We start from the raw sequence: 25023 nt of genomic DNA, 5'->3' as shown, positions 1-25023 counted from the left end.
GCTGCCTCTCGCGCTCGTAGGGGTGAGTGGATCTCATGGCGGTGATCCGCCCGGTGCCAGTGCCGCTGAATCCGGTGCGGGACCGTCGATCCCGGGCGGGATGAGGGGTGGGGACTCCGGGGCCGGCAGCGGCGGTACCGCGGGGTACAGCGGCGTGCCGTCCGCGCCGTACTGCGCGGCCCCGTAGGGCGGTGCGCCTGGGCCCGGCACCGGCCCGGGTGCGGGACCACCCGGGTAGCGGATGCTCGGCGGTTCAGGCACAGCACGTGTGACGGGAAAGAAGTTGGCCCAGCCCGGGAAGCCGATGCCCGGGTTGGGACGGTTGTCCAGTCCGGTGCCCCACCCGGTGTCGGTGATCAGGGTGCGCACCGGCCAGTTCTTCGCGACGTCGGGCAGAGATGCGCAGCCCGGTTTGCCACCCGGACCACCTTTGGCGCCGTTGCGGGGCAGATTGTCCGGGTACCGGTAAGGGTCGTCACCGAGCAACAACGCGGCGTCGACGATCAACGACTTGCCATTGGCCCCACCGGTGTAGTCGGTCTGGCCGAAATCGAGGGCGTTCTTTCCCCCGACGATCAGGCATGTCAGTTCCGGGTTGTACTTCATCAGCAGGTCCGTTGTCGGACGCAGAACGTTGACGGCCCGCACCAGGTTGTCCTTGTTCGGCCCGAGTAGCTGAATTCCGCTGTCCGAGAAGCCGATGACGTTGACCAGCAGCGCGTCCAGTTCGTGTGCCTGCGAGGCCACGGTGGCGCCGGTGGTGCTGGCCGAATCCAGGATCCGGAGGATGTCGGCCGCGGCGCCGGCGTAGGTGTCGTTGAAGTCCCGAAAGGACCTCCAGTCGTCGCGGATCGTATCCGAGCGATCGTTGAGCGCAGCCAGCACGTCGTTCGCGGCCGTGGTCGCCTCCCCCATGCGAGGTCCCTGACCGCGCACGCCTTCGGCCACCGCCGACAGCACGGAGTTCAGCTTGGCGGGGTCGATCTTGTCGATGACCCCGACGAGGTCTTGGAAGACCGTGTTGACTTCCGTGCTGACGTTTTGCGACCGCAGAACGTCACCCGCGGCCAGCACCGTGCCCGACGGGTCATCGGGGTAGATCAGGTCGACGTACTTGGCACCGAAGATGGTGGTGGAGGCGATCCGCGCATTGACGTTGGAGGGCAGATACCGGACCTTGTCCGGATCCAGTGCGAGTTGGAGGCTGACCGGCTGCCGACCGCCGGTCACCGATCTGACCCGCCCGACCTCCACGCCGCGCATCTTGACCGCCGCGCCGACCTCCATCACCAGGCCGGCGCGATCGGACTCGAGGGTGACCGGTACGAATGCCTTGAACGATCCGTTGAACAGCGCCCAGGTCAGGGCCACACTCCCGATGACGAAGACCACGAGAATCGCTGTCCACCAGTCTGGGTGGATGCGAGGCTCGCCCGCCGGTCGCGCCATCGCCTCAGCCCGCCAGGTGAAAGTTGCCGGACTGTCCGTAGATGGACAGGGTTACCAACAAGGTGACGAAAACGGCCACGACCAGTGATGTCCGCGTCGCACGCCCCACCGCCTCCCCGACGCCTGCCGGGCCGCCCGAGGCGGTATATCCGTAGTACGTGTGGACGAGCATGATCACCACCGCTGTGACGACGGCTTGGCCGAAAGACCAGATCAGGTCGGTGGGGATCAGGAATGTTCGAAAGTAATGGTCATACACGCCGGTCGATTGGCCGTAGATCATCGTCGTGCCGAAACGCGCTGCGAGGAAAGACATGATCACCGCGACGCAGTACAGCGGCACCACGACGATGACTCCCGCAATGACCCGTGTCGAAGCCAAATAGGCCAGTGAACGCACACCCATGACTTCCAGCGCGTCGATCTCCTCGTTGATCCGCATCGCGCCGAGTTGTGCTGTCGACCCGGCACCGATCGTCGCGGCCATGGCGATGGCGGCGGTCAGCGGCGCAATGAGTCGCACGTTGAAGTAGGCCGATGCGAAACCGGTCAACGCTTCGACGCCGACTTGCGCGAATTGGTTGTAGCCCTGCACAGCGACGAGCGCTCCGGTCGAGACGGTGAGGAACCCGACGATGACAACCGTGCCGCCGATGACAGCCAGGGCGCCTGTCCCCAGACTCATCTGGGCTATCAACCTGACCAGTTCGGTCTTGTAATGGACGAACACGTCCACAGCTGAGGAAAGGGTGCGTCCATAGAACTGGGTCTGCTCACCGACGCGGGTCCAGCTCGAATGCCACTTGCGGGGTTGCCGGGACAGCCGTGGAAAACGCTGGCCGATAAGAGTTTTAACGGTCACTGGGTCACCTTGATCCCCACGGCGGTCATGAAGATGTTGATGACGAAGAGTGCGAGGAAGGAGAACACCACCGTCTCATTCACCGCATTGCCCACTCCGGCAGGGCCGCCACCAACGGTGGTGCCCATGTAGCACGCGATCAGGCCGGCGGTCATGCCGAACAAAGTCGCCTTGATCAGCGACACGACGACGTCCCCGACACCGGTGACAAGGGTCAGGCCGGCGACGAACGCCCCGGGCGTCACATGCTGGAAGAAGACCGAGAAGGCGAATCCGCCTGCGAGGCCGACCAGGATCACCAGTCCGGACAGTAGGAAGGCCACCAATGTCGCCGCCAGTACCCGCGGGACCACCAGCGCCTGGATGGGGTCGATTCCCATCACCCGCTGCGCGTCGAGTTCCTCGCGGATGGTGCGGGCGCCGAGATCGGCACACATCGCGGTGGCGCCGGCCCCGGCGACGACCAGGACGGTGACGATTGGCCCGATCTGGGTCACCGCCCCCAGGGCAGCGCCCGTGCCGGAGAAGTCCGCCGCGCCGAATTCGGCCAACAGCACGTTGAAGGTGAAGACCGTCAGGACGGTGAACGGAATCGACAGCATGAGTGTCGGCAGCAGCGAGACCCGGGTGACGAACCACGTCTGGAGCACGAATTCGCGCCAGGCGAAGGGAGGTCGCACCGCGGCGACGGCGGTATCCAGGGACATGGCAAAGAAACCGCCGATGGCTCGAATCGGCGTGGCGGCGCTGGTCGTCTTGAACACCAAGCTCCTCACAGCTTTCGGTCGGCGTGCTGGACAACCGCTGCGCGGCGGCTTGGACACCATTGGTCATGTTGGCCACACACGGGCAACGCACCCCTGCCCATGGAACGTGGGCCACATCTGCGGCACTCGCGTGACACAGCTCACGTTCGAATCAAAATTAAACTAAAGTCCCGCCCGGGGCAAGTGCAGTCCGAAGCGAGCTCGCGGATGTTCGCGGCGCCGAACGACGCGCGGCCCTACCAAACAATCGCGCGCAGACACATATACCCAGCTAGTTGACAGTTAGTGACCACACTCGCGACGGCCGAAGAGACGTCGCCGACCGTTCGATGCGACAGCCCCGTGGGCGCATACGCCCCGGTCGCCAACACCGATCTAGTTTCGAATCACCGATAAATATTTGTTTCAGTGGCGTCATTCAGTTCGAGATAGGTCGGCGGACCAGCTTCCAGCAGCCGTCCTCCCGGCGGGCCAGCCCGGCGATCTCGAGCATCGCCAGTGGCCCCAGCACTGCGGTGGGCGGCAGACCCGATGCCACTGCGATCTCGTCAGCCGAGCGCACTCCGCGCGCGGGCAGTGCCTCGTAGACCTGCTTCTCGGTATCGCTCAGGCCGTCGAGCGGCCCAGTTGGCCGTGGCTCCTCATCCGCGAATTCGCCTGCCCGTCCGACTAATTCGATGACCTCTTCGGCGCGGGTCACCAACTCAGCACCATTGCGCAGCAGGATGTGACACCCGGCCGACGATGCCGAGGTCACCGGGCCGGGCACCGCACACACCACCCGACCCAGTGCCCGCGCCCACGCGGCCGTGTTCGCGGCGCCACTGCGCACCCCCGCCTCGACCACCACGGTGGCGGTTCCCAATGCGGCGACCAGCCGATTGCGGGTGAGGAAGCGGTGCCGCGCCGGGCGCACACCCGGCGGATATTCGGTGAGCAGCAGCCCCGAACCGCTGATTCGATGCAGCAACGATGAGTGACCGGCCGGATAGAGGACGTCGATGCCGCCGGCCAGGACTGCCACCGTCTCCCCCTCGACCGACAGCGCCGCACGGTGCGCCGCACCGTCGATCCCGTACGCCCCGCCGGAGACGACAGCGACGTCGCGTTCCGCCAGCCCGGCGGCCAGGTCGGCCGCAACGTGCTCGCCATAGCCGGAGGCAGCGCGGGTGCCGACGATCGCCGCGGATCGTTCGGCGATCCCGTCGAGGCGGGCCGGACCGATCGCCCACAGCGCCAGCGGCGATCGGCCGTGCGGCTTGTCCCGCAGCGCTATTCCGCCGAACGCCGCGAACGCCAGCACCGGCCACTCGTCATCGTCAGGAGTGATCAACCGACCGCCGCGGCGCTCAAGCAAGTCCAGATCTGCCTGCGCCGTATCGATATCGCGCCGCGCCGCGGTGCGTTCGGCCAACGCCGGACTCAGCTCACCCGCGGCCACCCGGGACGCCGCCTCCACCGGCCCGACTTCGCCGACCAGCGCGGCGATCTCGTCGCACGGTGGTTCGGCCACACGGGACAGATACGCCCATGCCAGCAATCTGGCCTCGTCGCTCACGGCTTGATGTCCCCCCGGCGGAAGCTCAACGCCACCGCCACGTCGTCGATACTCGGCATCGTGCGCCCGGCCAGATCGGCCAAAGTCCACGCGACGCGCAATGACCGATCCACTCCGCGGATACTCAGCACGCCGCGTTCCAAGGCCGTCTTCAGCGGCGCCATCGCAGTGGCGTCGAGCCGAAACTTCCTGCGCAGTACCGAGCCGGTCACTTCAGCGTTGGTGGTAAAGCCGTACCGGCGCCACCGTTCGGCGGCCGCGGCCCGGGCCTGGGCCACCCGATCGCGTACGGCCCCAGTGCTTTCCGCCGCGTCCGGCGTGAAAGCACCGGACCGCACCATGTGCATCTCGACTCGCAGATCGACCCGGTCCATCAGCGGGCCGGACAGCTTGCCCAGGTAGCGGCGCTTCTGCAATGCGGAGCAGATGCAGTCTCTCGGGTCGGCCTGCGCACAGGCACAGGGATTGGCGGCCAGCACCAGCTGGAACCGCGCGGGATAGCATGCCACACCATCGCGGCGAGCCAGGCGAATCTGGCCGTCCTCCAACGGAGTCCGTAGGGATTCCAGAACACTGACCCGGATTTCGGCGCACTCGTCGAGGAACAGCACACCGCGGTGTGCGCGGCTGACGGCACCGGGGCGGGCCATGCCCGACCCACCGCCGACCAGTGCCGCCACGCTCGACGAGTGATGCGGCGCGATAAACGGCGGCTGAGTGATCAGCGGCGTCTTCTCCGACAGCAAGCCGACCACCGAATGGATAGCGGTGACCTCCAGCGCCTCGCTTTCGGTGAGCTCGGGCAATAGTCCGGGGAGTCTCTGAGCCAGCATGGTTTTACCAACCCCGGGCGGCCCGGTGAGCATCAGATGGTGCGCCCCGGCGGCGGCGACCTCGACCGCGAACCGGGCATGGGTCTGCCCCACTACGTCGGCCAGGTCCGCAACTGGCTCTGCGCCAGGTGTCCGTGAGTCGACCCGCTCGTCAAGGACGGCCTTGCCCTCGAACCAGCCCCGTAGCTGTGCAAGCGTCTGCACCCCAAGAACTTCGATGCCATCGACCAGGCTTGCCTCAGGCAGGTTGGCCACTGGAACGACAACAGTGGGCCAGCCTTGCCGTTTGGCGGCCAGCACCGCGGGCAGCACCCCGCGCACCGGACGGACACGCCCGTCAAGTGCCAACTCCCCCAGCAAGATCGACTTCTCCAGGCGACCCCACGGATTCTTGCAGCTCGCGGCCAGCACGGCCGCGGCGATCGCGATGTCGTACAGCGAACCGATCTTGGGCAGGGTCGCTGGTGACAGGGCGAGTACGAGGCGTGACTGCGGCCAATCGTTGCCGCAGTTGGTGATTGCCGCGCGCACCCGGTCGCGGGACTCGCGTAATGCGGCGTCGGGCAGACCGACCAGGAACACACCGGGCAGCCCCGAGGAGATGTGCGCTTCGATTTCGACGATCGCGCCATCCAGGGCGCACACCGCCACTGAGTACGCCCGTCCCAGCGCCATCAGCCGACCCCGCGCAGGTGAGTCATCTCCGGCGTGCGCTGCCGGCCGATCCGCACCCCGATCACGTCGATGCGGATCGCCGCCCAGCTCTGATCCTGGCCAGCCAACCACAGACCGGCCAGCCGCCGGATACGGCGCACCTTGGACGGGGTGACCGCGTACTCGACTCCGCCGAAGCCGTCCCCGGTGCGGGTCTTGACCTCCACGAACACCACCGTGCGGTCGGGGCCCGCCGCGATCACATCCAGTTCCCCGTATCGGCAGCGCCAGTTGCGGGCCAGGATCTGCAATCCCAACGAGATCAGATGGTCAACCGCCAGCTTCTCCCCGAGCGCACCGAGCTCGGTCCTCGTCAACGTCGGTTCAGATGTCATGGCGCCAGCATCGGCTGCCGCGGGGACACCCGGTGCACGGCGCACATCCCCAACTGCCCGAGAACGGGCAGTTATCCCCAGTCAGAGATTGATCAACAGGGATTGACCAGAACTAGTGCGGCGCGGTCGTGTATCCCAGATCTTCGAAGATGCCGAGCTCGCCCGGGCTCAGCACTCTGGCATTCGGCCCACCGAAGAGAAATCTGCCGTTGCCGCCAGTCACATTGGGGTGCAACGACGTCGGTAGCGTCATCGAGCGCCGCTCAGATCAGCTCGATCGCCTCGGCGATCGACGGCAACACCCGCGCGGGCCGGAACGGATAGCGCTCGACATCCTCGAGCGTCGTCGACCCGGTCAGCACCAGGATCGTTTCCAGCCCCGCCTCGATACCGGCTACCACGTCGGTGTCCATCCGGTCACCGACCATCACCGTGCTCTCCGAATGCGCCTCAATCCGATTCAGCGCACTACGGAACATCATCGGGTTGGGCTTGCCCACGAAGTACGGCTCCCGCCCAGTGGCTTTGGTGATCATCGCGGCGACCGACCCGGTCGCCGGCATCGGCCCTTCGGCCGACGGCCCGGTGACATCCGGATTGGTGGCGATGAAGCGGGCACCTTTGCCGATCAGCCGAACTGCCTTGGTGATGGCCTCGAACGAGTAGGTGCGTGTCTCACCGAGCACCACAAAATCGGGATCGGTGTCGGTCAGCGTGTAACCCGTCTCGTGCAGCGCGGTGGTCAACCCCGCCTCGCCGATCACATAAGCCGACCCACCGGGCAGCTGATCGTTCAGGAAAGCCGCGGTGGCCATGGCCGAAGTCCAGATGGCCTCTTCGGGCACGTCGAGTCCCGAACGCGCCAGCCGCGCCGCCAGGTCACGCGGTGTGTAGATCGAGTTGTTGGTCAGAACCAGGAATCGGCGTTGCTTCTCGATCAGGCACGCCAAGAATTCGGCGGCGCCGGGCAACGCATGCTCCTCGCGGACCAGCACACCGTCCATATCGGTCAGCCAGCATTCCGGTGTCGTGCGCACGGTCCTCCCTTCGGGGATGTCCTGCCCTCCAGTGTTCCCTGATAACGCGTCGCCAACCCCGCGTTCGAGCAAGGTGGTCATGACGCGATATCCGCAGCGGTCCGGCGTTGCACCACCCGGCCGACGCCCGAGCAGGTCCGCGTGAACGTCGCCACCGGCGTCGCCCGAAAGCTCTCGTCATCCGAAGCCCACGGAACACCCTGGCTGCCAGCGGATTCCGACCCGAACAACACACCCCACCCGACCGAACCGTTGTCATCGGAATGGGCCACCACAAGGACGTCCCGCCCCGACATCTGGTCGAGCAGCGTCTCGATCGCATGGTCGGGCTCGGCGAGCACGACGATGGGCTCGGCCCCCGTTCCGGCCAGTCGGGTCACCTCTTCGCGAAGTCCGGACTGCTCGGCAAGCAGAATCTGCAGGAGCATTCTGTCGCTGGACTTATCCCGATGGACCGCACCGACTCTGGTTCGCACCCACATGCCACGCACCAGACCCTCGATGTGTTCGACGACGGGCGGCAACGCACGGCGGTCCACGTGCAGCCGCGCGGACAGACACATCCGGTAGGCCGCGCGCGCCTCGGCCAACGTGTTGGCGCCCCCGGCGCACCCGCTGGGCACACCCTGGAAGGTGAGCTGGGGCTGACTGTCAGGGTCGTAGCGGAAGATGACGTGATCGGTCATCAACTCGCCTCCCTCCGGGTAGTGCGCTCACCCAGCGCGATCGTCACCCGTTGCCGCGCAGGCAAATACAGCTCGATGCGTACGGGTTCGCGCTGTCTGAGCACAAAGGCCAATATCGCCCGAATCATGAGGCACCGACCGAAGAGCGTCGCTGCAGCGCCACCGACACGGTGAGCACCACAAGTCCGATGACGGCCAGTGCGGCACCGGCGGCGGCCGGCGCGGTGTAGCCGAACCCCGCGGCGATCACCAACCCGCCGATCCAAGCCCCCGACGCATTGGCGATGTTGAGCGCCGAGTGGTTGAGTGCGGCGGCCAGCGTCTGAGCATCCGCGGCGACATCCATCAGCCGGGTTTGCAGCGCGGGCGCGATCGCCGCCCCACTCGCCCCGATACCGAAAAGCAGCAGCATCGCGGTATACGGATTGTGCGCGGCGGCAACGAAAACCGCCAGCACCACCGCCAACGCCGCCATCGACACGTACAGCCCGCGGATCACCGACCGGTCCGCCATCCGGCCACCGGCGAAGTTGCCGACCACCATGCCGATACCAAAGACCATCAGCCCCAACGGAACCCAGGACCGCGGCACTCCAGAGACATCCGTCAGCGTGGTCGCGATATAGGTGTAGACGGCGAACATGCCGCCAAAGCCGACCATGCCGATCACCAGCGCCAGCCACACCTGCGGGCGCCGCAGCGCTCCCAGTTCGGTACGGGTGTTGGTACTGCGGGTCGCGACCAAGTCGGGCAGCCACATCCAGATGGCGGCCAACGTCGCCAGTCCGATGACGACGACCAACGCGAACGCACTGCGCCAACCGAAGAACTGTCCCAGCCACGACGCCAACGGCACCCCGACCACCGTCGCCACCGTCAGCCCGGTCATCACTTGCGCGACGGCCTTGGCCCGCTGGTCGGGCCCCAGTAGTTGGGCGGCCACCAGCGCCGCGACCCCGAAGAAAGCCCCATGTGGCAGGCCGGCAAGAAAACGCGCGCCGATCAGGACCGGATAGTTCGGAGCCAGCACGGTCGCGACGTTGCCGAGGGCAAACAGTGCCATCAGCGACATCAGGACGACTTTGCGGTTGAACTTGGCGGTGGCCGCGGCGATGACGGGGGCACCGATCACCACGCCGAGCGCGTAGGCGGAGATGACGTGGCCCGCGGTCGGCTCGGAGATGTGCAGGCCGCCGGCGATCTCGGGCAGCAGGCCCATCGAGACGAACTCATTGGTACCGATGCCGAATCCGCCGAGCGCGAGGGCAAGGATGCCCAGTCGTGCCCTGGCAGGACACAGCGCGGGAGACACCGCCGGTTCGGCGGGTCGGGAAGTGACGGTCACAGGAGGTATCGACTTTCTGTGCGGTGGCGGTAGCTGCCGCGGTGCAGCGTTCGATTCCTGACCCGACCCTAGTCCTACTTTGATCGCGCTTCCAACCGACTTACGCCGGAAAAGAGCAAAAGTGATAGGTGTCTCGGTTGCTTCCAGTAGGGATTAGAACTTGGTTCAATGGAAAGATGCCCGTCACCAGGCGTTCTGCCGCCCCCGCTACCGCTGGGGACGTTTTCGGGCTGATTCGCGACGGCGCGGCCACCACCCGCGGCGAAATTCGCAACCTGACCGGCCTGTCCAGGACGGCCGTGGGAAGCCGGATTTCGGGTCTGACCCGCCGCGGACTGGTCTGCGAAGGTGACGAAGGCCCCTCGACCGGCGGCCGCCCCCCGGCGCTGGTGCGGTTCAACGCCGACGCCGGCGTAGTCCTTTCGGCAGCCATCGGCCGCAGCCGCACCCGGCTGGCAGTGTGCAACCTCGCCGGCGACATCAACGCCCTGACCGACATGGACTCCGAAATCCGCATCGGGCCCGACGATCTGATGCCCGACCTGGTCAAACGCCTCGAGGTGCTCCTCGACGAGACCGGCCACCCCGCCCGCGACGTCCTCGGCGTGGGGGTGTCGCTGCCCGGCACCGTTGACCAGCAGCGCGGCTGCAGCCTGGCCTCCCCGGTCATGAGCGGCTGGGACGGCGTCCCACTGGAGCCCTACTTCCGCAGGCTGACCTCGGCACCGATCGTGCTCGACAACGACACCAACGTCCTAGCCCTCTCCGAACGCCGCAGCGCCCTCAAGGTCCACGACAACCTGCTGCTGATCAAGGCGTCCACCGGGCTGGGCGCCGGAATCGTGGCCGGCGGCGTCCTACAGCGCGGCGCGCTCGGCGCGGCAGGCGAATTCGGCCACAACAAGACCGCCGCGGCCGCAGGTATCCCGTGCCGCTGCGGCGACACCGGTTGCCTGGAAGCGATCGCCGGCGGCTGGGCGCTGGTACGCACCCTGCAGGAACTGGGCCGCGACGTCACCCACATCCGCGACGTCGTCGAACTGGCCAACCACGGCGACGGCGAGGTCCGCCGGCTGCTACGGGAAAGTGGCCGCCATGTCGGCGAGGTGATCGCCGCCGCGGTGAACCTGCTGAACCCCGAGGTCCTTGTCGTCGGCGGTGACATGTCGGGCGCCTACGACTTCTTCGTGGCCGGGCTACGAGAAACCTTGTACGGCAACGCAACTGCGCTAGCTACCCGCCATCTGCAGGTCGTTCCGTCCACGTACGGTGACAAGGCCGGCAACATCGGCAGCGCGGCGCTGATCCTGGAAAAGATCCTGTCCGCCGACGCCATCGACGCGTCGCTGCGCTGACCTACTCGGGCAGCCGCAGCTCGGGCTTCTCGACCTCTTCGATGTTGACGTCCTTGAAGGTGATCACCCGGACCTGTTTGACGAACCGGGCTGGGCGATACATATCCCACACCCATGCATCAGACAGACGTAGCTCGAAGTAGACCTCACCGTCAGTGTTCCGGGGCACCAGTTCCACACTGTTGGCCAGGTAGAACCGCCGCTCGGTTTCCACGACGTAGCTGAACTGCCCCACGATGTCCTTGTATTCGCGGTACAGCGAGAGCTCCATCTCGGTCTCGTATTTTTCGAGATCTTCGGCACTCATCGGCTCAGCGGTCCTCTTGTCGTCTCATCGGGGCGTTTATCCATCTTGACTCACACCTGACCGGCGCGCTGCGGTGGTGGGCAATCGACCGCCATCTCGGTACCACCGACACCCGCCACCCGCCGGACATTGACATAGGAAAACCGGTGCTGGCGGCAGGGGCCGAGGTCGCTCAGCGCCGCGCTGTGCGCAGGCGTGCTGTATCCCTTGTGGTCGGCGAACCCATAGCCCGGGTGTTCGTTGTCCATCGCCACCATCAGCCGATCCCGGCTGACCTTCGCCAGCACGCTGGCCGCCGCGATACAGGCCGCCGCCGCGTCCCCCCCGATCACCGGCAGCGACGGCATCGGCAGCCCCGGCACCCGGAAACCATCCGACAGCACGTAGCCCGGGCGCACCGACAGGCCCGCCACCGCCCGTCGCATGCCCTCGATATTGGCCACGTGTACGCCCCGGCGGTCGACCTCGGGGGCCGGGATGAACACCACGTGATAGGCCAGCGCGTAGCGGCGGATCAACGGGAACAATTCCTCGCGGGTCTTCTCGGTCAACTTCTTGGAATCATCGAGGGCCGCCAGGCTCTCCAGGCGATTCGGGCTGAGCACACAGGCCGCCACCACCAACGGGCCGGCGCAGGCACCTCGGCCCACCTCGTCGACCCCGGCCACCGGCCCCAAACCGCTGCGACACAAAGCGGACTCGAGCGTGCGCAGTCCCGATGATTTGCGGATCACCGTCCGCGGCGGCCACGTCATCGCAGGCACAGTCAGCCTTGCTGCGGGTCGAACGAAGACACACCACCCCAGCGAGAGGGCGGCCAAGCGATGAACCGCGCCTTGCCGATGACATTGCTCACCGGAACCGTGCCGGACATCGGGTCACCGGTGCACAGGATGCCCTTCTGGGCTTCCTCGGGTGTGCTGGTGCAATGCGCACGCGAGTCCGCGGAATGGGTGCGATTGTCGCCCATCACCCACAGCCGGCCGTCAGGCACCTTCACTGGACCGAATTCATTGCCCAGGCACGGGTAAACCAGCGGATCGGCGTTCATGGTCTGCGCGTTGAGGTAGGGCTCCTTGAGCGGCTTATCGTCGACAGTCAGCCCGGTGTCGGCGCGGCACTGCACAGTCTGGCCGCCCACCGCAATAACGCGCTTCACCAGATCGTTCTCGTCCGGCGGCACGAATCCGACCACCGACAACGCGTTCTCCAGGTACCGCACCGCAGTGTTGTCCGAGCGGATGGACTTGTATCCCACGTTCCAGTTGGGCGGCCCCTTGAAGACAATGACATCACCGGGGCGCGGATCACCGAACCGGTAAGTGACCTTGTCGACCATGATCCGGTCGCCGACACACCCAGCGCAGCCGTGCAAGGTGGGCTCCATCGATTCCGACGGAATCAGGTACGGCCGCGCGATGAACGTCAGCATCACGTAATAGAGGACCACCGCGATGGCGACGAGGATCGCGCCCTCGCGCAGCGCTGAATGCTTCTTTTCGCCCCCCGCCGCGTCAGCGGCGGATTCGTCTTGCGCGGGAGCGTCGTCAGCGGTGGTGCCGTCCGGAGAATCCGTCGTCGTGGCGGATTCCGGTGTCGAGTCGTCCGAGCCGGTGTTGTCGGTCACGTCGTCAGCGTAGTCAGACAAGCTGACTGGTCAGTGCCGCCCGCACCCGACGCTCAGCGCTTCTCTTCGGCCACATGTCGAAGCTCAGCGCTTCTCCTTGATCTTGGCCTTCTTGCCCCGCAGCTCGCGCAGGTAGTACAGCTTGGCGCGCCGCACGTCACCACGGGTGACGACCTCGAGGTGGTCGATGTTGGGCGAATGCACCGGGAAGGTGCGCTCGACGCCGACGCCGTAGCTTTCCTTGCGCACGGTGAAGGTCTCGCGGATACCGCCGCCGGAACGGCGCAGGACGACACCCTTAAAGACCTGGATGCGCTGCTTGTTGCCCTCGATGACCTTCACGTGGACATTGATGGTGTCCCCGGGGCTGAAGGTCGGGATGTCGTCGCGCAGCGACGCCTGGTCGACGAAGTCCAGCGTGTTCATCGGTGACACTTCCTTGCGGTTCGCGGCGCAGCCAACTGCCTGCGCATACGCGCTGGCGGTCGCCGGGCCGATGGATTCGGGCAGGTGATGTGTGGCGCAGCAGGCGGAAAGATTGGCCCAGCCCGCGCGGCAACTGCTCAATTGTGCCAGATGCACCGCGAGCAATGAAATCGCACGACCCGCCGAGGCACCAGAATGCATTGGCTGGCTAACCGTGCGGTGTACAAACGGTACCGTTAACCTGAATTACGGTCGGGCGGCAACGCGGCACCCCACGATACGGCGTTTCCCCTAGGCCCTCGAGGAGATGGACATGCGACGGCATCTATCGATGCTGGTCACCGGCACCGCGACGGCACTGATCGGTGTACTCGTCGCTGCATCCTCCGCCGAGGTCAACGCCGGCCCCAACGCCAGGTCCGCTCCCCCGGTGAACCTGCTCTCGGCCGATCCGAATGCCATCCCGCAAGCACCCGTTCTGGGGCCGCTGGCGGATGCCCCGCCGGATGCGACGATCGGCCTCGAAGCGCGCGCCAAGGCGGCGGCATCGGAGGCCGCTCAGGACGGCGCGGATATCAGCTTCACGGTGCTCGACCGCGCCACCGGCCGGACGGTCTCCGGCGGCGACAGCGCAGCATTCCCGATCGCCTCGGTCAGCAAGCTGTTCATCGCCGACGATCTGCTGATGCAGGTCGCCAAGGGGCAGCGTCAAATGACCCCCGACGAGTGGCAGTCCTTCGACGAGATGTTGCGGTCCTCCGACGACAACGCCGCCGAGGTGTTCTGGGGCGAGGGCGGCGGCAGCTCGATCATCGGCCGAGTGACCTCACGGTACGGATTGGGATCGACCAGCGCGCCCTATGACGGCAACTGGTGGAACACCATGAGCACCACCGGTGATCTGGTGCACTACTACGACATGCTGCTCGACGGCGCCGGCGGACTACCCGCCGATCAGGCCTCCGTCATCCTCGGCGATCTGTCGAAGTCGACCCCCACCGGCGTCGACGGGTACCCGCAGCGGTTTGGCATTCCCGACGCACTGTTCGCCGAACCCGTTGCGGTCAAACAAGGTTGGATGTGCTGTTGGAATGGCGGCAACTGGCTGCACATGACCACCGGCGTGATCGGCGCCGACCATCGCTTCGTGATGGCCATGGCCGCTCTGCAACCGGTCGACGACGCCACTGCGCGCTCGACCATGACGCAGGCCGTGAAGACGATGTTCCCCGGCGGACGGATCTGACCCTAACGGCGCGGCGGTCCGGGCGGTGGTTGACGGAATTCAGCGCGAGCCCGAAACGGCCGAGTCGGCTCATTACCCAGAACCGGTTCATTGCCAGCGGCCAGCGCCGCACCGCTGCGAAGCCGCGTCGTGGGCGCGGTCGCAGTGGCCGCCGCACGTTGCGGACCCAGCGCCAACGGCCGGGTGTACTGCTCGGCACCGCCGTCGTCGGCCAGCACACTGCGAGCGATGCGTTCCATCACGCCCTGCACTTGCATGCGATCGGGCCGGCCCTCGAATGCCGGTGAGCGAGTGAGTGTGTCGGTGATCCAGTTCGCGATCTGATTCCGCACGTAATTCACCTCGGCGGCACCTGAGGCCGTCAGCCACAGCTGATCGCCGCCGCGCTGCGCATATCCCGATGCGACCAGCCGGTCGAAGACCGGTTCGAGGATCTCGGCGGGCACCCGATGATGCGCGGCGATATCGGCCACCGCGACCGGGCCGGACACCTGAGCATGCCGATAGATCTGCAGCAGAGCCCACATCCGCGGTACGTCGAGGTGGCTGCCCCCGGACCGGGCCAATGCCGGCAAATGCATCCCCCGGGTTTCCCGCATCAGCCGGCTGACCGCCACCTCCAGCACCTTCTCGGCGGGCTCGGTGGTGGGCATCCCGAAACCCTCCCCCAGGTCGGTGCTGCCCATGGCTGCGGCGTCGCGCAGCGGAACCTGCTTGAGGAACAGCGCCACGACGAAACCGACGACCGCGACGGGCGCCGCGAACAGGAACACCTTGCTCAACGAATCGGCGTAGGCATCGACAATCGGTGCGGCGACCTCGCGGGACAGCCTATGCAGAGCCTGCGGTGATTGCGCGTCCGCGGGCGAGACCCCGCTGGCGGCCAGTGCGGCGGGCAGCCGGTCGGCCAGGAAGTTGCTGAACAGCGAGCCGAAGATCGCCGCCCCGAACGAACTGCCGATGGTGCGGAAGAACGTGACACCCGAGGTGGCGACACCCAGGTCGGTGAAATCCACGGTGTTCTGCACGGTCAGCACGAGCACCTGCATGCTCAGCCCGATGCCCGCACCCAGGATCAGCAGGTCCAGGGACTGCACCAGGGTCGAGGTGTGGGCGTCCATCAGTGACAGCAGCACGAACCCGACGGCCATCACCGCCGTGCCCGCGACCGGGAAAATCTTGTAGCGCCCGGTGCGGCCCACGATCACACCGCTGGTCAACGACGTCGCCAGCAGACCCACCACCATCGGCAGCGTGTGCAGCCCGGACACCGTCGCCGAGACCCCGTCGACGAACTGCATATAGGTCGGCAGGAACGTCAGCGCGCCGAGCATCGCGAAGCCGACGACGAACGACAACACGCAGCAGACGGTGAACACCGGGTCTTTGAACAACCGGATCGGCAGGATCGGCTCGGCCGCGCGGCTTTCCACGACGACGAACGCCACCAGCGCGGCCACCGATCCCACGAACAGCCCGATGATCGTCGCCGAGCCCCATGGATAGGTGGTACCGCCCCAGCTGGTGGCCAGGGTCAGCCCGGCCGCACCGAGGCCGATCAAGACGATGCCCGGATAGTCGATGACCGGCCGAGACGTGCGGCCCAGCTGCGGAATCGCCCATGCCGCAACAATCAACACCACCACGGCGACCGGCACGTTGATCCAGAACGCCCAGCGCCAGCCAAGATGGTCGGTGAACAACCCACCGAGCAGCGGCCCCACCACAGTCGTGACGCCGAATACCGCGCCAAGTGCACCCTGGTAGCGGCCGCGTTCCCGCAGGGGAATCACCTCACCGATGACCGCGACCGCGGTGACGGTGATCGCACCGCCACCGATGCCCTGCAGGGCCCGCGAGCCCACCAGCATGCTCATCGACCCGGCCAGCCCGCACAACACCGATCCGGCCAGGAAGAACAGCACAGCCGCCTGGAACACCACCTTGCGGCCGAAGGTGTCACCGAGCTTGCCGACCACCGCCGTCACGATCGTCGACGCCAGCAGATAACTGGTCACCACCCACGATTGATGCCCGGCCCCGCCGAGATCGGCGACGACGGTCGGTAAAGCGGTGGCCACGATCGTTTGGTCCAGAGCGGCCAGCAGCATGCCCAGCACCACGGCGAGGAAGACCAGGTTGCGTTGTCGCCCCGTCACCTGCGCGGCCGCCGGTTCGGGCGGAGCGCCGGTGGTTGGACGAGTCACGCATTCCTCAATACCCGCCGACGGCGGTCGGTAATCTGCGCCACGCCGGACGTAGACCCTCCCCGGGTCGCTTCGCTCCTGCCCGCGGGCTAGTCACTCAACAGGTCCGGGCGGCGTGCCCGGGTGCGCTCAAGTGCCTGCTCGTGACGCCAGGCCGCGACCTTGCCGTGGTCACCGGAGAGCAATACCTCGGGCACCGACAAATCGCGCCAGGTCGGCGGGCGCGTGTAACTCGGCCCCTCGAGCAGGCCGTCCTTCTCCGGCGAGTGCGAATCATCTTGGTGGGACAGCGGATTGCCCATCACGTTGGGAAGCAGCCGTACTACTGCCTCGATCATCACCAGTGCCGCCGCCTCGCCGCCGGCCAGCACATAGTCGCCGATCGACACCTCTTCGACTCGCATCCGCCGGCGCGCATCCTCGGCGACGCGCTGGTCGATGCCTTCGTAACGGCCGCACGCGAACACCAGATGGGACTCCCCCGTCCAGAGCTGGGCGTCGTTTTGGGTGAACAGCCGGCCCGCCGGCGTCGGGATCACCAGAAGTGTTGCCTCGGTGCAGATCTCATCGAGTGCCTCACCCCAGACCGGGGCCTTCATCACCATGCCGGGACCGCCGCCGTAGGGAGAGTCGTCGACGGAGTGGTGCACGTCGTGGGTCCAGCGGCGCAGGTCGTGCACCTCGACGTCCAGGATGCCCGACTCGATGGCCTTGCCGGGCAGGGACTGTCGCAGCGGAGCCAGGTAGTCGGGAAAGATGGTGACGACGTCGATGCGCATCTCAGGTCAAGCTGTCCAGGTCCAAAAGCCCGTCGGGCGGATCGATTTCGACAACCCCGTCAGCCAGAGACACCGAGGTCACAATCGCGCCGACGAACGGCACCAGCAGTTCCGCACCGTCTGCGTTACGAACCGCCAGCAGCTCGCCACCAGCGGTGTGCAGCACTTCGGCGACCGAGCCGAGGGTGCGGCCGTCGACGGTGCGTACCGCCAGCCCTTCGAGCTGATGGTCGTAGAACTCGTCGGGATCCTCGATCTCGGGCAGATCGGCGGTGTCGACGACGAACAGGTGGCCCCGCAACGCGTCAGCGGCATTGCGGTCGCAGACCCCGGGCAGCCGGACCAGCAGCCGAGCGCCGTGCGGACGCGCCGCCTCGACGACGACATCTCGACCACCGCCTCCGCGGGACGGTTTGAGGTGCAACCGATTACCGGGAGCGAAGCGCTCATCGGGATCGTCCGTGCGGACGTCGACCACTAGTTCGCCGGTGATCCCGTGAGCTTTGGCCACGCGCCCGACGACAAGCTCCATATCGTTCCCCGAGTCGCTTCGCTCCAGCCCGCCGGCTGGCTACTGGTCGGTGTCCACCACGTCGACGCGAATACCCCGGCCACCGATGCCGGCGACGAGGGTGCGCAACGCGGTCGCGGTGCGACCGCCGCGGCCGATCACCTTACCAAGGTCCTCGGGGTGGACATGGACCTCAACCGTGCGTCCCCGCCGGTTGGTGACCATGTCGACGCGAACGTCGTCGGGATTGTCGACGATCCCGCGGACCAGATGCTCTACGGCGTCAACGACGACCGAGCTCATTCTGCGGCGGCCTCAGTGGCCTCGGCAGCCGGCTCAGCAGCAGCCTCGGCGGCCGGCTCGGCCTCAGCGGCCTCGGCCTTCTTGGCCGGCGCCTTCTTCTTCTTGAGCTGAGCAGCCTCACCGGACGGCGCGCCATCGGCCTCGGCCAGCGCGGCGTTGAACAGGTCGAGCTTGCTGGGCTTGGGCTCCTTGACCTTCAGCGTGCCCTCGGCGCCCGGCAGACCCTTGAACTTCTGCCAGTCACCGGTGATCTTCAGCAGCGCGAGGACGGGCTCGGTGGGCTGGGCCCCGACAGACAGCCAGTACTGCGCGCGCTCGGTGTCGATCTCGATCAGGCTCGGCTCTTCCTTGGGGTGGTAACGGCCGATGACCTCGATCGAGCGACCATCGCGGCGGGTGCGCGAGTCGGCGACAGCGATGCGGTACTGGGGGTTGCGGATCTTGCCAAGCCGGGTGAGCTTGATCTTGACAGCCATGTACTAACTCCTGTGGGTATCACGCTGCAATTCAGCGATACCGGCGGGAATGCCGGATCCGGTTTTGCCTCGCGCGCGTGACCGGCAAGCGACCGTAGTCGCGGGTCGGACAGCCGCCCATTGTGCCAGATTGTGCTGGTCAGGTGTTAATCGCGCGATCCGCGGCGCCAGTGCCCCGTTGTGGGTGGACCTGAGCTCGGCCTGCGGATCGCGATGGGTGCGGAGACACCGTCGTGACCGCACACATCCGAACCCGGTCACCGCGCACACCAGCCGCCGCGCAGCCCGTCGGCCGCCGGCTGGTGATCACCCAAGAGGTTGCGACCACACGCCCCGACCGCCCTGCACACCGCCGACGTCGTTAGCGCCGCCCGGGTGAGCACTCGCGCCGTGACCCGCAGACCGTCCATCGTGGCCCCTTCCACCGCCTCGGTACGGCGGGTGCCGACACCGGGTTACCCCAGGTGTTCGGAGCCGCCCGGGGTGCGGATCGGTGATCACCGGAAGTTATCGGCGATACCGGACTTCTCGCCGCGGGGCGGCCGCGGCTCAGGTCAGCGGAAGCTCGGCGAAAGGCTGGGTTGTCGGCTGCGGCGAGCCGTTGCCCGGCTCGACGGTGAACGCCAGCGCACGTGCGGTCTGCAGATCTGCCAGTACCGCGGTGGTCGATGGGCCGACATTTTCCGGTGTCATCGTGCCTGCCGAGCGCGGTTGCTGGCCGCCCAGCAGCCACATCTGGTAGACGCTGCCCGGCGGAGGCGGATTGACGTCGTTCATCACCAGCACGGCCGCGTTCTTGTCGCGCGAGTACACGACTGTGGCGATGCCGCCGGAGGGGATGGCGGCGCTGACCGTATGCATATCAGGCGCGCTGATCACCTGCTCGGCGGTCGACCGTTGCGGTGGGGGCCGCAACGCCAACCCCACACCGACGGCAACCAGAGCAACCACCAGTGCAGCAGCTGCTGCCAGTAATATGGTTGTGCGCCTGGGCTTTTGGACATTCTGCGCCGGTCCGACCGCGGCCAGGAGCCGCTCACGCAACTCCGGCGGCGGCTCGGCGCGCGTGCTGGCCGACAAAGCGGCCATCGTCTCGCGCACGGATCGCACTTCGTCGTGGAAGTGTTCGACGACGGCAGCCGGCGCGGCGTCGAGACGCCGCTCGATGTCTGCGCGCTCAGCGTCGGACACGGCGTTGAGCGCATACGGCGTGGCCAACGCCAACAGTTCGAGGTCCGCCGGACCGGTCATGGCACCCCCAAACACGTACGCAAGCCGCGCAGCGCGTCACGCATCCGCGACTTGACTGTCGGCAGGGTCGCGGCCAGCCGCTGGGACACCTCGACGTAGGTCAGGCCGCGGTAATACGCCAACTCGATGCATTGGCGCTGCAGGTCGGTCAGCGATTGCAGGCAGTCAGCCACCCGTCGGGCCTCGTCGCGCTGGATCGCCGATTCGGCCACGACGTCGGCCGCCGGTTCACCGCTGGCCGCCCCGTAGCGCAGGTCTCGCCGCGTGGCCGCTTCCTCGCTGCGCACTCTGTCCACCGCGCGGCGATGGGCAAGGGTCATGAGCCACGCCAACGCCGAACCCGCCGCGGGATCGAATTGTGCGGCATTGCGCCACACCTGGAGATAGACCTCCTGCGTGGTGTCTTCGCTGTAGCCCGGGTCACGCAGGAGCCGCACGATCAGACCGAACACGCGCGTGCGGGTCCGGTCATAGAAGGCGACGAAGGCGTCGACATCACCGCGGCCGACCAGACACACCAACGCATCGAGGTCGTCGCCCGATTGCGCCGATCCACTCATCGCACCGAAGCGTAGTGCGTCCGGTCGCCCGATCACCACGAGTTGGCCGACCCGCAGTCGATTGTCAGCGCAATCCAGCCGGGGCGCGAGCACACCGATCACGACCGCCGTCGTCATCCGCGCAGCCCCGTGCTGCAGCTCGCGTTTCCCGCTGTCACCTGACACACAAGGAATTCGACACCAACGAGGCCGCGGATGGCTGGCGGGTGTCACCACAGCCATCGAAGGCCATCGAACCCGCGAATAGTGAGCGAGTTTCGTTGTCGACCAATCCACGGTCCATCCGGCTCCGAATCCCCCTCGTACACCACGAAGGCGGCACCGCGCCGTCGACGACTCGGAGGGTAAACACGTCAATGAAAATTCAACGCGAACTCGCGACGGCAATGGGGGCGACAGCCCTGACCGCGGCTGCCATCATGATGATCCCGACCGGCGTTGCCGGTGCCGATACGACCAGCGACTTGGTCGGATCGGGGTGCGCGGGTTACGCCATGCAGGTTCCCACCGGTCCCGGCTCGGTCGCCGGTATGGCCCAAGCCCCGGTCGCCGTCGCCGCGTCGAACAACCCGATGCTGACCACCCTGACTGCGGCTCTTTCGGGCAAGCTCAATCCGAACGTGAATCTCGTCGACACCTTGAACGGCGGGCAATTCACCGTATTCGCGCCGACCGACGCTGCTTTCGCCAAGCTGCCGGCGTCCACCGTTGAAGCACTCAAGTCCGATTCGGCCGGGCTGACCAAAATTCTCACCTATCACGTGGTGCCCGGTCAGCTCGGTCCGGCCGACGTCGACGGCACGCACCCCACCGTGCAGGGCGCACCGCTGACCGTGACCGGCTCAGGTAACGACCTCAAGGTCAACGGCGCGTCAGTCGTGTGCGGCGGCGTACATACCGCCAACGCAACCGTGTACCTGATCGACACCGTCCTGACCCCACCGGCCCACTGATCCTGACGGCGTCCCGGGAAAGGCGAGTGTGAATGGTCCAACACTACGACGTGGCAATTGTGGGCGGCGGCCCGGCAGGGTCAGCCGCGGCCTGGCAAACCGCCCGGACCGGGGCGCGGGTGGTGGTGCTCGACAAAGCCGCCTTCCCGCGTGAGAAACCTTGCGGCGACGGGATCACCCCGCGCGCCCTGAGCTATCTCCAGAAAATGGGGCTGTCGGCCGAGATTGACCGATTCCAGCGCGTCAACCACGTCACGGTGTTCAGCCCCAGGCAATGGGGGCTGTCTTTCCCACGTCGACCCGGCATGCCTGACCACGGTCATGTCATACCGCGCCGCGAGTTGGATCTGCTGTTGCTCAAAAATGCCGACAGCGCGGGCGCGGAAGTGCGCGAGGGCGCCGATGTCGCCTGGCCGATGATCGTCGACGACCGCGTGATCGGTGTGGTACTCAAGAGCGGCGAGCGCATCGGCGCCGACGCAGTGATCGCCGCGGACGGCGCCTACTCACCCGTCAAACAGGCACTCAAGCTCGGCTCGAAGTATCACGGTTACTCAGCGATCGCGATCCGCGCCGAAATGGACTCCAAGCGGCCAGATTTCGACAGTCTCGATATTCATCTGCAGCTTCGTTTCCGGGGCGACCAGCTGCCGGGCTATGGGTGGGTGTTCCCGCTCGGCGCTGGCCGCCTCAACATCGGGCTTGGCTATGTCAATAGCTACCGAAACTGGAAGCAGATCAACGCCACCCGATTCCTCGGCGAGTTCATGGAAAGACTGCCCGCCGAATGGGAGCTACCGCCGATCGCCCAGGTGCAGAAGTCCAAAGGCCTGCAAGCATGGCGGATACCAATGGGTTTCACGACCTGGCCGCCCTGGCGCCCGGGTGTGCTGTTCGCCGGTGACGCGCTCGGAGCCGCCAGGCCAGTGTCGGGCGCGGGCATTTCCAAGGCATTGCAGTCGGGCCTGGCCGCGGGCGAATGCGCCATCGCAGCACTCCTCAACGGCGGTCCACAGGACTTCACAAACTACGAACAGACAATCCAAGCGACGTGGGGAACCGAATATCGCCGCGGCCGCTACTTCCACAAGCTGGCGGGCACACCGGCGCTGACCAAGGCCGCGCTCACAATGCTGAACACCGCGGCTCATCCAAGGCTCCGTGCGCGACTCCAGCTTTGGGAAGCCACGCTATCGGGGAAGTAAGCGCGGTTCGGCAATCACCGAGCGATCAGTGGACTGCCGAATTGCGCGCCGCTCAGACCACCTTCTGGATGCACTTCGATTCGACGCGCCGCGTCATCCGCCAGCCGTCGGCGGTCCGGATGAACGCGTCGTCGTACCACAGTCCACAGAACATGACCTGACCGTTGTCGCCGAGCGCCATCGGATTGAACAGAATGGTGCGCGAGGTCGCGGTATCACCGTCGATGCGGATGTCGAAGTTGCCGAGCATGTGGAAATACGCCGGAAAGTTCGGCAGCACCTCGGCCAGCCAGGCCTTGACGTCAGGAAAGGTCCCCGCGATTCCGCCGAGCTCGGTGTAGTCGATGTGAGCATCGGGTGTGAAGACACGATCCAAGTCGTCGAACCGGCGATTGTCGATCGCCGTGGAGTAATCCACCAGCAATTGTTGGATCTCCAACCGATCCGAAATCTCGTCAAGACTCAGCATTCGTGTGATTCAACACCGTCGCGCCGAGCCCCGGTGGGGAGGTCCACGCCAGCGGGACAAGTCGACTAAGGTCACCCTAACCAAAGTTGACTATCGAGTGGAGGACGCGTGTCGGAGCGCCCCGAATTCTCGCTGATCATTGGCTACGCCAGTGACATGGGCACCGCCGAGTACATCGCCGTGCAGCTGGCCGAGGCCGTCACAGCGCTCGGCATCGATGTCACCGAGACCGAACTCAACGACATCGCTCCCGACGACGTGGCGGCCGCGAGCCACTTCATCGTGGTGTCCTCGACATTCGGCGAGGGCGAGGTGCCCGACAACGGCGCGGTCTTCTGGGAGGAACTGTCCGCATCCGAGGCCCGCCTCGACCATCTCGGCTACGCCGTGCTGGCACTGGGCGACAGCTCCTATGACCTGTTCTGCAACGCCGGCCGGATCTTCGACGCCCGGCTGGCCGAGCTGGGCGCGCGCCCGCTGGCCGAGCGTGTCGAGTTCGATTGCTACCGCGAGGGCGACGCCCGCGGGTGGATCGCCGACATCGCCAAGATGATCGAGGAAGCCAACACCGCCACCCCCGGGTACACCGCCACCGCACCGGTGGCACCGCGACCGACGCCGGCCCGCAACGCCACACCCTGGACCGACGCGAACCCGTATCCGGCGACCGCCGTAGTGAACCGCCTGCTGACAGCGACGGAATCCGACAAGGAGGTCCGCCACATCGAACTGGATCTCGCGGATTCCGGGATCACCTACGACGCCGGCGATTCGGTGGCTGTCCACCCGGTCAACTCCCCCGAACTAGTCGAAGCCTTGATGACAAAGCTGGGGGTCGACGACACCTACGTCGCCGCCGGAGCCGACCTGCCGCTGCGCGAACTACTCACCAGCCACCTCGAGATATGCGCTCCGTCACGGGCATTGCAGGCGTTGGTCGCTGCCCGCACCGGCAACGCCGAAGCCGCGGCCGCGCTGACTTCCTCCGACCCCGCCGTGGTGTCGTCCTGGTTGTACGGCCGCGACGTATTGGACCTTCTCGACCTTGCCGATCTGACCGCCGATGAGGTGCTGGAAGTATTGCGGCCCTTGCAATTTCGGGACTACTCGATCGCCTCCAGCCCCCTGGTCCATCCCGATCGGCTACACCTGACTGTCGCGACCGTCCGCTACCACTGCCACGGGCGCGCCCGCGGCGGTGTCGCCTCAACCTTCCTGGCCGACCAAGACCCCACCAGCCAATCGGTGCGAATCCACCTGCGCCCCAACCACAACTTCCGGCTGCCAGCACCCGACGTGCCGATCATCATGATCGGGCCGGGAACCGGTATCGCACCGTTCCGCGCGTTCCTGCACGAGCGCCGGGCCACCTCGGCGCCGGGCAAGGCCTGGCTGTTCTTCGGCGATCGTCGTCGCGCCACCGATTTCCTCTACGGTGACGAGTTGTCGGGATTCGTCGACTCAGGGACGCTGACCCGGCTGGACCTGGCGTTCTCCCGAGAGGCCGACGGACCGAAGACCTACGTCCAGCACCGGATGAAGGACAACGCCGCCGAACTCTATGCGTGGCTCCAGGATGGTGCGCTGCTCTATGTGTGCGGGGATGCCGATCGGATGGCCAAGGACGTCGATCGGGCCCTGCACGAGATCGTCGCCGAGGCCGGCGGCATGGATGCGACCGCCGCGCACTCCTACGTCAACGAGCTGATCAAGACCCATCGGTACCTGCGCGACGTCTACTGAGTCATCGGGCGCCCGGACG

General features: G+C 66.5%; 27 protein-coding genes. 5 read left to right on the top strand and 22 right to left on the bottom strand.

Annotated elements, in window-relative coordinates:
- Window positions 1–33: 33 nt before the first annotated feature.
- The 10 genes from G6N38_RS21695 to G6N38_RS21650 all read right to left on the bottom strand — a co-directional run bounded on the left by G6N38_RS21695 (window position 34) and on the right by G6N38_RS21650 (window position 9586).
- A complete protein-coding gene (locus G6N38_RS21695) occupies window positions 34–1449 on the bottom strand; it encodes an MCE family protein (RefSeq protein ID WP_163750067.1) in 1416 nt (471 codons plus the stop codon).
- Window positions 1450–1453: 4 nt separating this feature from the next.
- Window positions 1454–2293 carry an ABC transporter permease gene (locus G6N38_RS21690; RefSeq protein ID WP_246228071.1) on the bottom strand — a complete coding sequence of 280 codons (840 nt, stop codon included), beginning with the start codon at window positions 2291–2293 and terminating at the stop codon, window positions 1454–1456.
- Between the two features lie 14 nt (window positions 2294–2307).
- Window positions 2308–3018 carry an MlaE family ABC transporter permease gene (locus tag G6N38_RS21685; RefSeq protein ID WP_163752233.1) on the bottom strand — a complete coding sequence of 237 codons (711 nt, stop codon included), beginning with the start codon at window positions 3016–3018 and terminating at the stop codon, window positions 2308–2310.
- A gap of 478 nt (window positions 3019–3496) precedes the next feature.
- Complete coding sequence (gene dprA, locus G6N38_RS21680) at window positions 3497–4636, bottom strand: DNA-processing protein DprA (protein ID WP_163750065.1); 1140 nt, start codon at window positions 4634–4636, stop codon at window positions 3497–3499.
- Window positions 4633–6144 (bottom strand): YifB family Mg chelatase-like AAA ATPase, encoded by a 1512-nt coding sequence (locus tag G6N38_RS21675; RefSeq protein ID WP_163750064.1) that lies wholly within the window; start codon window positions 6142–6144, stop codon window positions 4633–4635. The genes dprA and G6N38_RS21675 overlap by 4 nt, the downstream gene beginning before the upstream one ends.
- Complete coding sequence (locus G6N38_RS21670; protein ID WP_163750063.1) at window positions 6144–6518, bottom strand: YraN family protein; 375 nt, start codon at window positions 6516–6518, stop codon at window positions 6144–6146. Before G6N38_RS21670 ends, G6N38_RS21675 begins: the two co-directional genes overlap by 1 nt.
- Before the next feature lie 112 nt (window positions 6519–6630).
- Complete coding sequence (locus G6N38_RS21665; protein WP_163750062.1) at window positions 6631–6771, bottom strand: hypothetical protein; 141 nt, start codon at window positions 6769–6771, stop codon at window positions 6631–6633.
- 10 nt (window positions 6772–6781) lie between these two features.
- Window positions 6782–7522, bottom strand: coding sequence for an HAD-IIA family hydrolase (locus G6N38_RS21660; protein ID WP_407663009.1), 741 nt, complete (start codon window positions 7520–7522; stop codon window positions 6782–6784).
- A gap of 110 nt (window positions 7523–7632) precedes the next feature.
- Complete coding sequence (locus tag G6N38_RS21655) at window positions 7633–8241, bottom strand: hypothetical protein (protein ID WP_163750060.1); 609 nt, start codon at window positions 8239–8241, stop codon at window positions 7633–7635.
- Between the two features lie 124 nt (window positions 8242–8365).
- Window positions 8366–9586, bottom strand: a complete 1221-nt coding sequence (locus G6N38_RS21650) for an MFS transporter (RefSeq protein ID WP_163750059.1) — start codon at window positions 9584–9586, stop codon at window positions 8366–8368.
- Between the two features lie 176 nt (window positions 9587–9762).
- Between G6N38_RS21650 and G6N38_RS21645 the strand changes: the two genes are divergently transcribed.
- Window positions 9763–10941, top strand: coding sequence for an ROK family protein (locus G6N38_RS21645; RefSeq protein WP_163750058.1), 1179 nt, complete (start codon window positions 9763–9765; stop codon window positions 10939–10941).
- Between the two features lies 1 nt (window position 10942).
- Here G6N38_RS21645 and G6N38_RS21640 read toward each other — a convergent pair whose 3' ends face one another.
- The 4 genes from G6N38_RS21640 to rplS form a co-directional block, all read right to left on the bottom strand.
- Window positions 10943–11248, bottom strand: coding sequence for a DUF2469 domain-containing protein (locus tag G6N38_RS21640; protein ID WP_005148868.1), 306 nt, complete (start codon window positions 11246–11248; stop codon window positions 10943–10945).
- 50 nt (window positions 11249–11298) lie between these two features.
- Window positions 11299–12012, bottom strand: a complete 714-nt coding sequence (locus G6N38_RS21635; protein WP_179968431.1) for a ribonuclease HII — start codon at window positions 12010–12012, stop codon at window positions 11299–11301.
- A gap of 2 nt (window positions 12013–12014) precedes the next feature.
- On the bottom strand, window positions 12015–12896 hold the full coding sequence (gene lepB, locus G6N38_RS21630) for a signal peptidase I (RefSeq protein ID WP_407662793.1): 882 nt from the start codon (window positions 12894–12896) through the stop codon (window positions 12015–12017).
- A 63-nt stretch (window positions 12897–12959) separates the two neighbouring features.
- A complete protein-coding gene (rplS, locus tag G6N38_RS21625; RefSeq protein ID WP_133689847.1) occupies window positions 12960–13301 on the bottom strand; it encodes a 50S ribosomal protein L19 in 342 nt (113 codons plus the stop codon).
- Between the two features lie 313 nt (window positions 13302–13614).
- Here rplS and G6N38_RS21620 point away from each other — a divergent pair, with 313 nt between their 5' ends.
- The gene (locus G6N38_RS21620) at window positions 13615–14547 is read left to right on the top strand and encodes a serine hydrolase (RefSeq protein WP_163750055.1); all 933 of its coding nucleotides are present in this window, start codon (window positions 13615–13617) and stop codon (window positions 14545–14547) included.
- Between the two features lie 2 nt (window positions 14548–14549).
- On the opposite strand, the gene G6N38_RS21615 is transcribed toward G6N38_RS21620, so the two are convergent.
- The 7 genes from G6N38_RS21615 to sigK form a co-directional block, all read right to left on the bottom strand.
- Entirely contained in the window at window positions 14550–16658 is a 2109-nt protein-coding gene (locus tag G6N38_RS21615) for an MDR family MFS transporter (protein ID WP_246228069.1), read from the bottom strand.
- A 185-nt stretch (window positions 16659–16843) separates the two neighbouring features.
- Window positions 16844–17533 carry a tRNA (guanosine(37)-N1)-methyltransferase TrmD gene (gene trmD, locus G6N38_RS21610; protein ID WP_163750053.1) on the bottom strand — a complete coding sequence of 230 codons (690 nt, stop codon included), beginning with the start codon at window positions 17531–17533 and terminating at the stop codon, window positions 16844–16846.
- A 1-nt stretch (window position 17534) separates the two neighbouring features.
- Window positions 17535–18065 carry a ribosome maturation factor RimM gene (gene rimM / locus G6N38_RS21605; RefSeq protein ID WP_163750052.1) on the bottom strand — a complete coding sequence of 177 codons (531 nt, stop codon included), beginning with the start codon at window positions 18063–18065 and terminating at the stop codon, window positions 17535–17537.
- A gap of 39 nt (window positions 18066–18104) precedes the next feature.
- Window positions 18105–18347 (bottom strand): RNA-binding protein, encoded by a 243-nt coding sequence (locus G6N38_RS21600; protein WP_005148848.1) that lies wholly within the window; start codon window positions 18345–18347, stop codon window positions 18105–18107.
- Entirely contained in the window at window positions 18344–18823 is a 480-nt protein-coding gene (gene rpsP / locus G6N38_RS21595; protein ID WP_163750051.1) for a 30S ribosomal protein S16, read from the bottom strand. Before rpsP ends, G6N38_RS21600 begins: the two co-directional genes overlap by 4 nt.
- 549 nt (window positions 18824–19372) lie before the next feature.
- Window positions 19373–20074 (bottom strand): anti-sigma factor, encoded by a 702-nt coding sequence (locus tag G6N38_RS21590; RefSeq protein ID WP_163750050.1) that lies wholly within the window; start codon window positions 20072–20074, stop codon window positions 19373–19375.
- On the bottom strand, window positions 20071–20634 hold the full coding sequence (gene sigK, locus G6N38_RS21585) for an ECF RNA polymerase sigma factor SigK (RefSeq protein WP_163752231.1): 564 nt from the start codon (window positions 20632–20634) through the stop codon (window positions 20071–20073). Before sigK ends, G6N38_RS21590 begins: the two co-directional genes overlap by 4 nt.
- Before the next feature lie 419 nt (window positions 20635–21053).
- Here sigK and G6N38_RS21580 point away from each other — a divergent pair, with 419 nt between their 5' ends.
- A complete protein-coding gene (locus G6N38_RS21580; protein WP_246228068.1) occupies window positions 21054–21587 on the top strand; it encodes a fasciclin domain-containing protein in 534 nt (177 codons plus the stop codon).
- Between the two features lie 32 nt (window positions 21588–21619).
- Window positions 21620–22792, top strand: coding sequence for a geranylgeranyl reductase family protein (locus tag G6N38_RS21575; protein ID WP_163750049.1), 1173 nt, complete (start codon window positions 21620–21622; stop codon window positions 22790–22792).
- A 52-nt stretch (window positions 22793–22844) separates the two neighbouring features.
- On the opposite strand, the gene G6N38_RS21570 is transcribed toward G6N38_RS21575, so the two are convergent.
- On the bottom strand, window positions 22845–23261 hold the full coding sequence (locus G6N38_RS21570) for a nuclear transport factor 2 family protein (RefSeq protein ID WP_163750048.1): 417 nt from the start codon (window positions 23259–23261) through the stop codon (window positions 22845–22847).
- 108 nt (window positions 23262–23369) lie between these two features.
- On the opposite strand from G6N38_RS21570, the gene G6N38_RS21565 reads away from it, so the two are divergent.
- A complete protein-coding gene (locus tag G6N38_RS21565; RefSeq protein WP_163750047.1) occupies window positions 23370–25004 on the top strand; it encodes a diflavin oxidoreductase in 1635 nt (544 codons plus the stop codon).
- The last annotated feature ends 19 nt before the right edge of the window (window positions 25005–25023 follow it).

The organism is Mycolicibacterium helvum (genome assembly GCF_010731895.1).
In the GTDB taxonomy this organism is placed as follows: Bacteria; Actinomycetota; Actinomycetes; order Mycobacteriales; family Mycobacteriaceae; genus Mycobacterium; species Mycobacterium helvum.
This window is presented reverse-complemented; position numbering and strand designations above follow the sequence as displayed.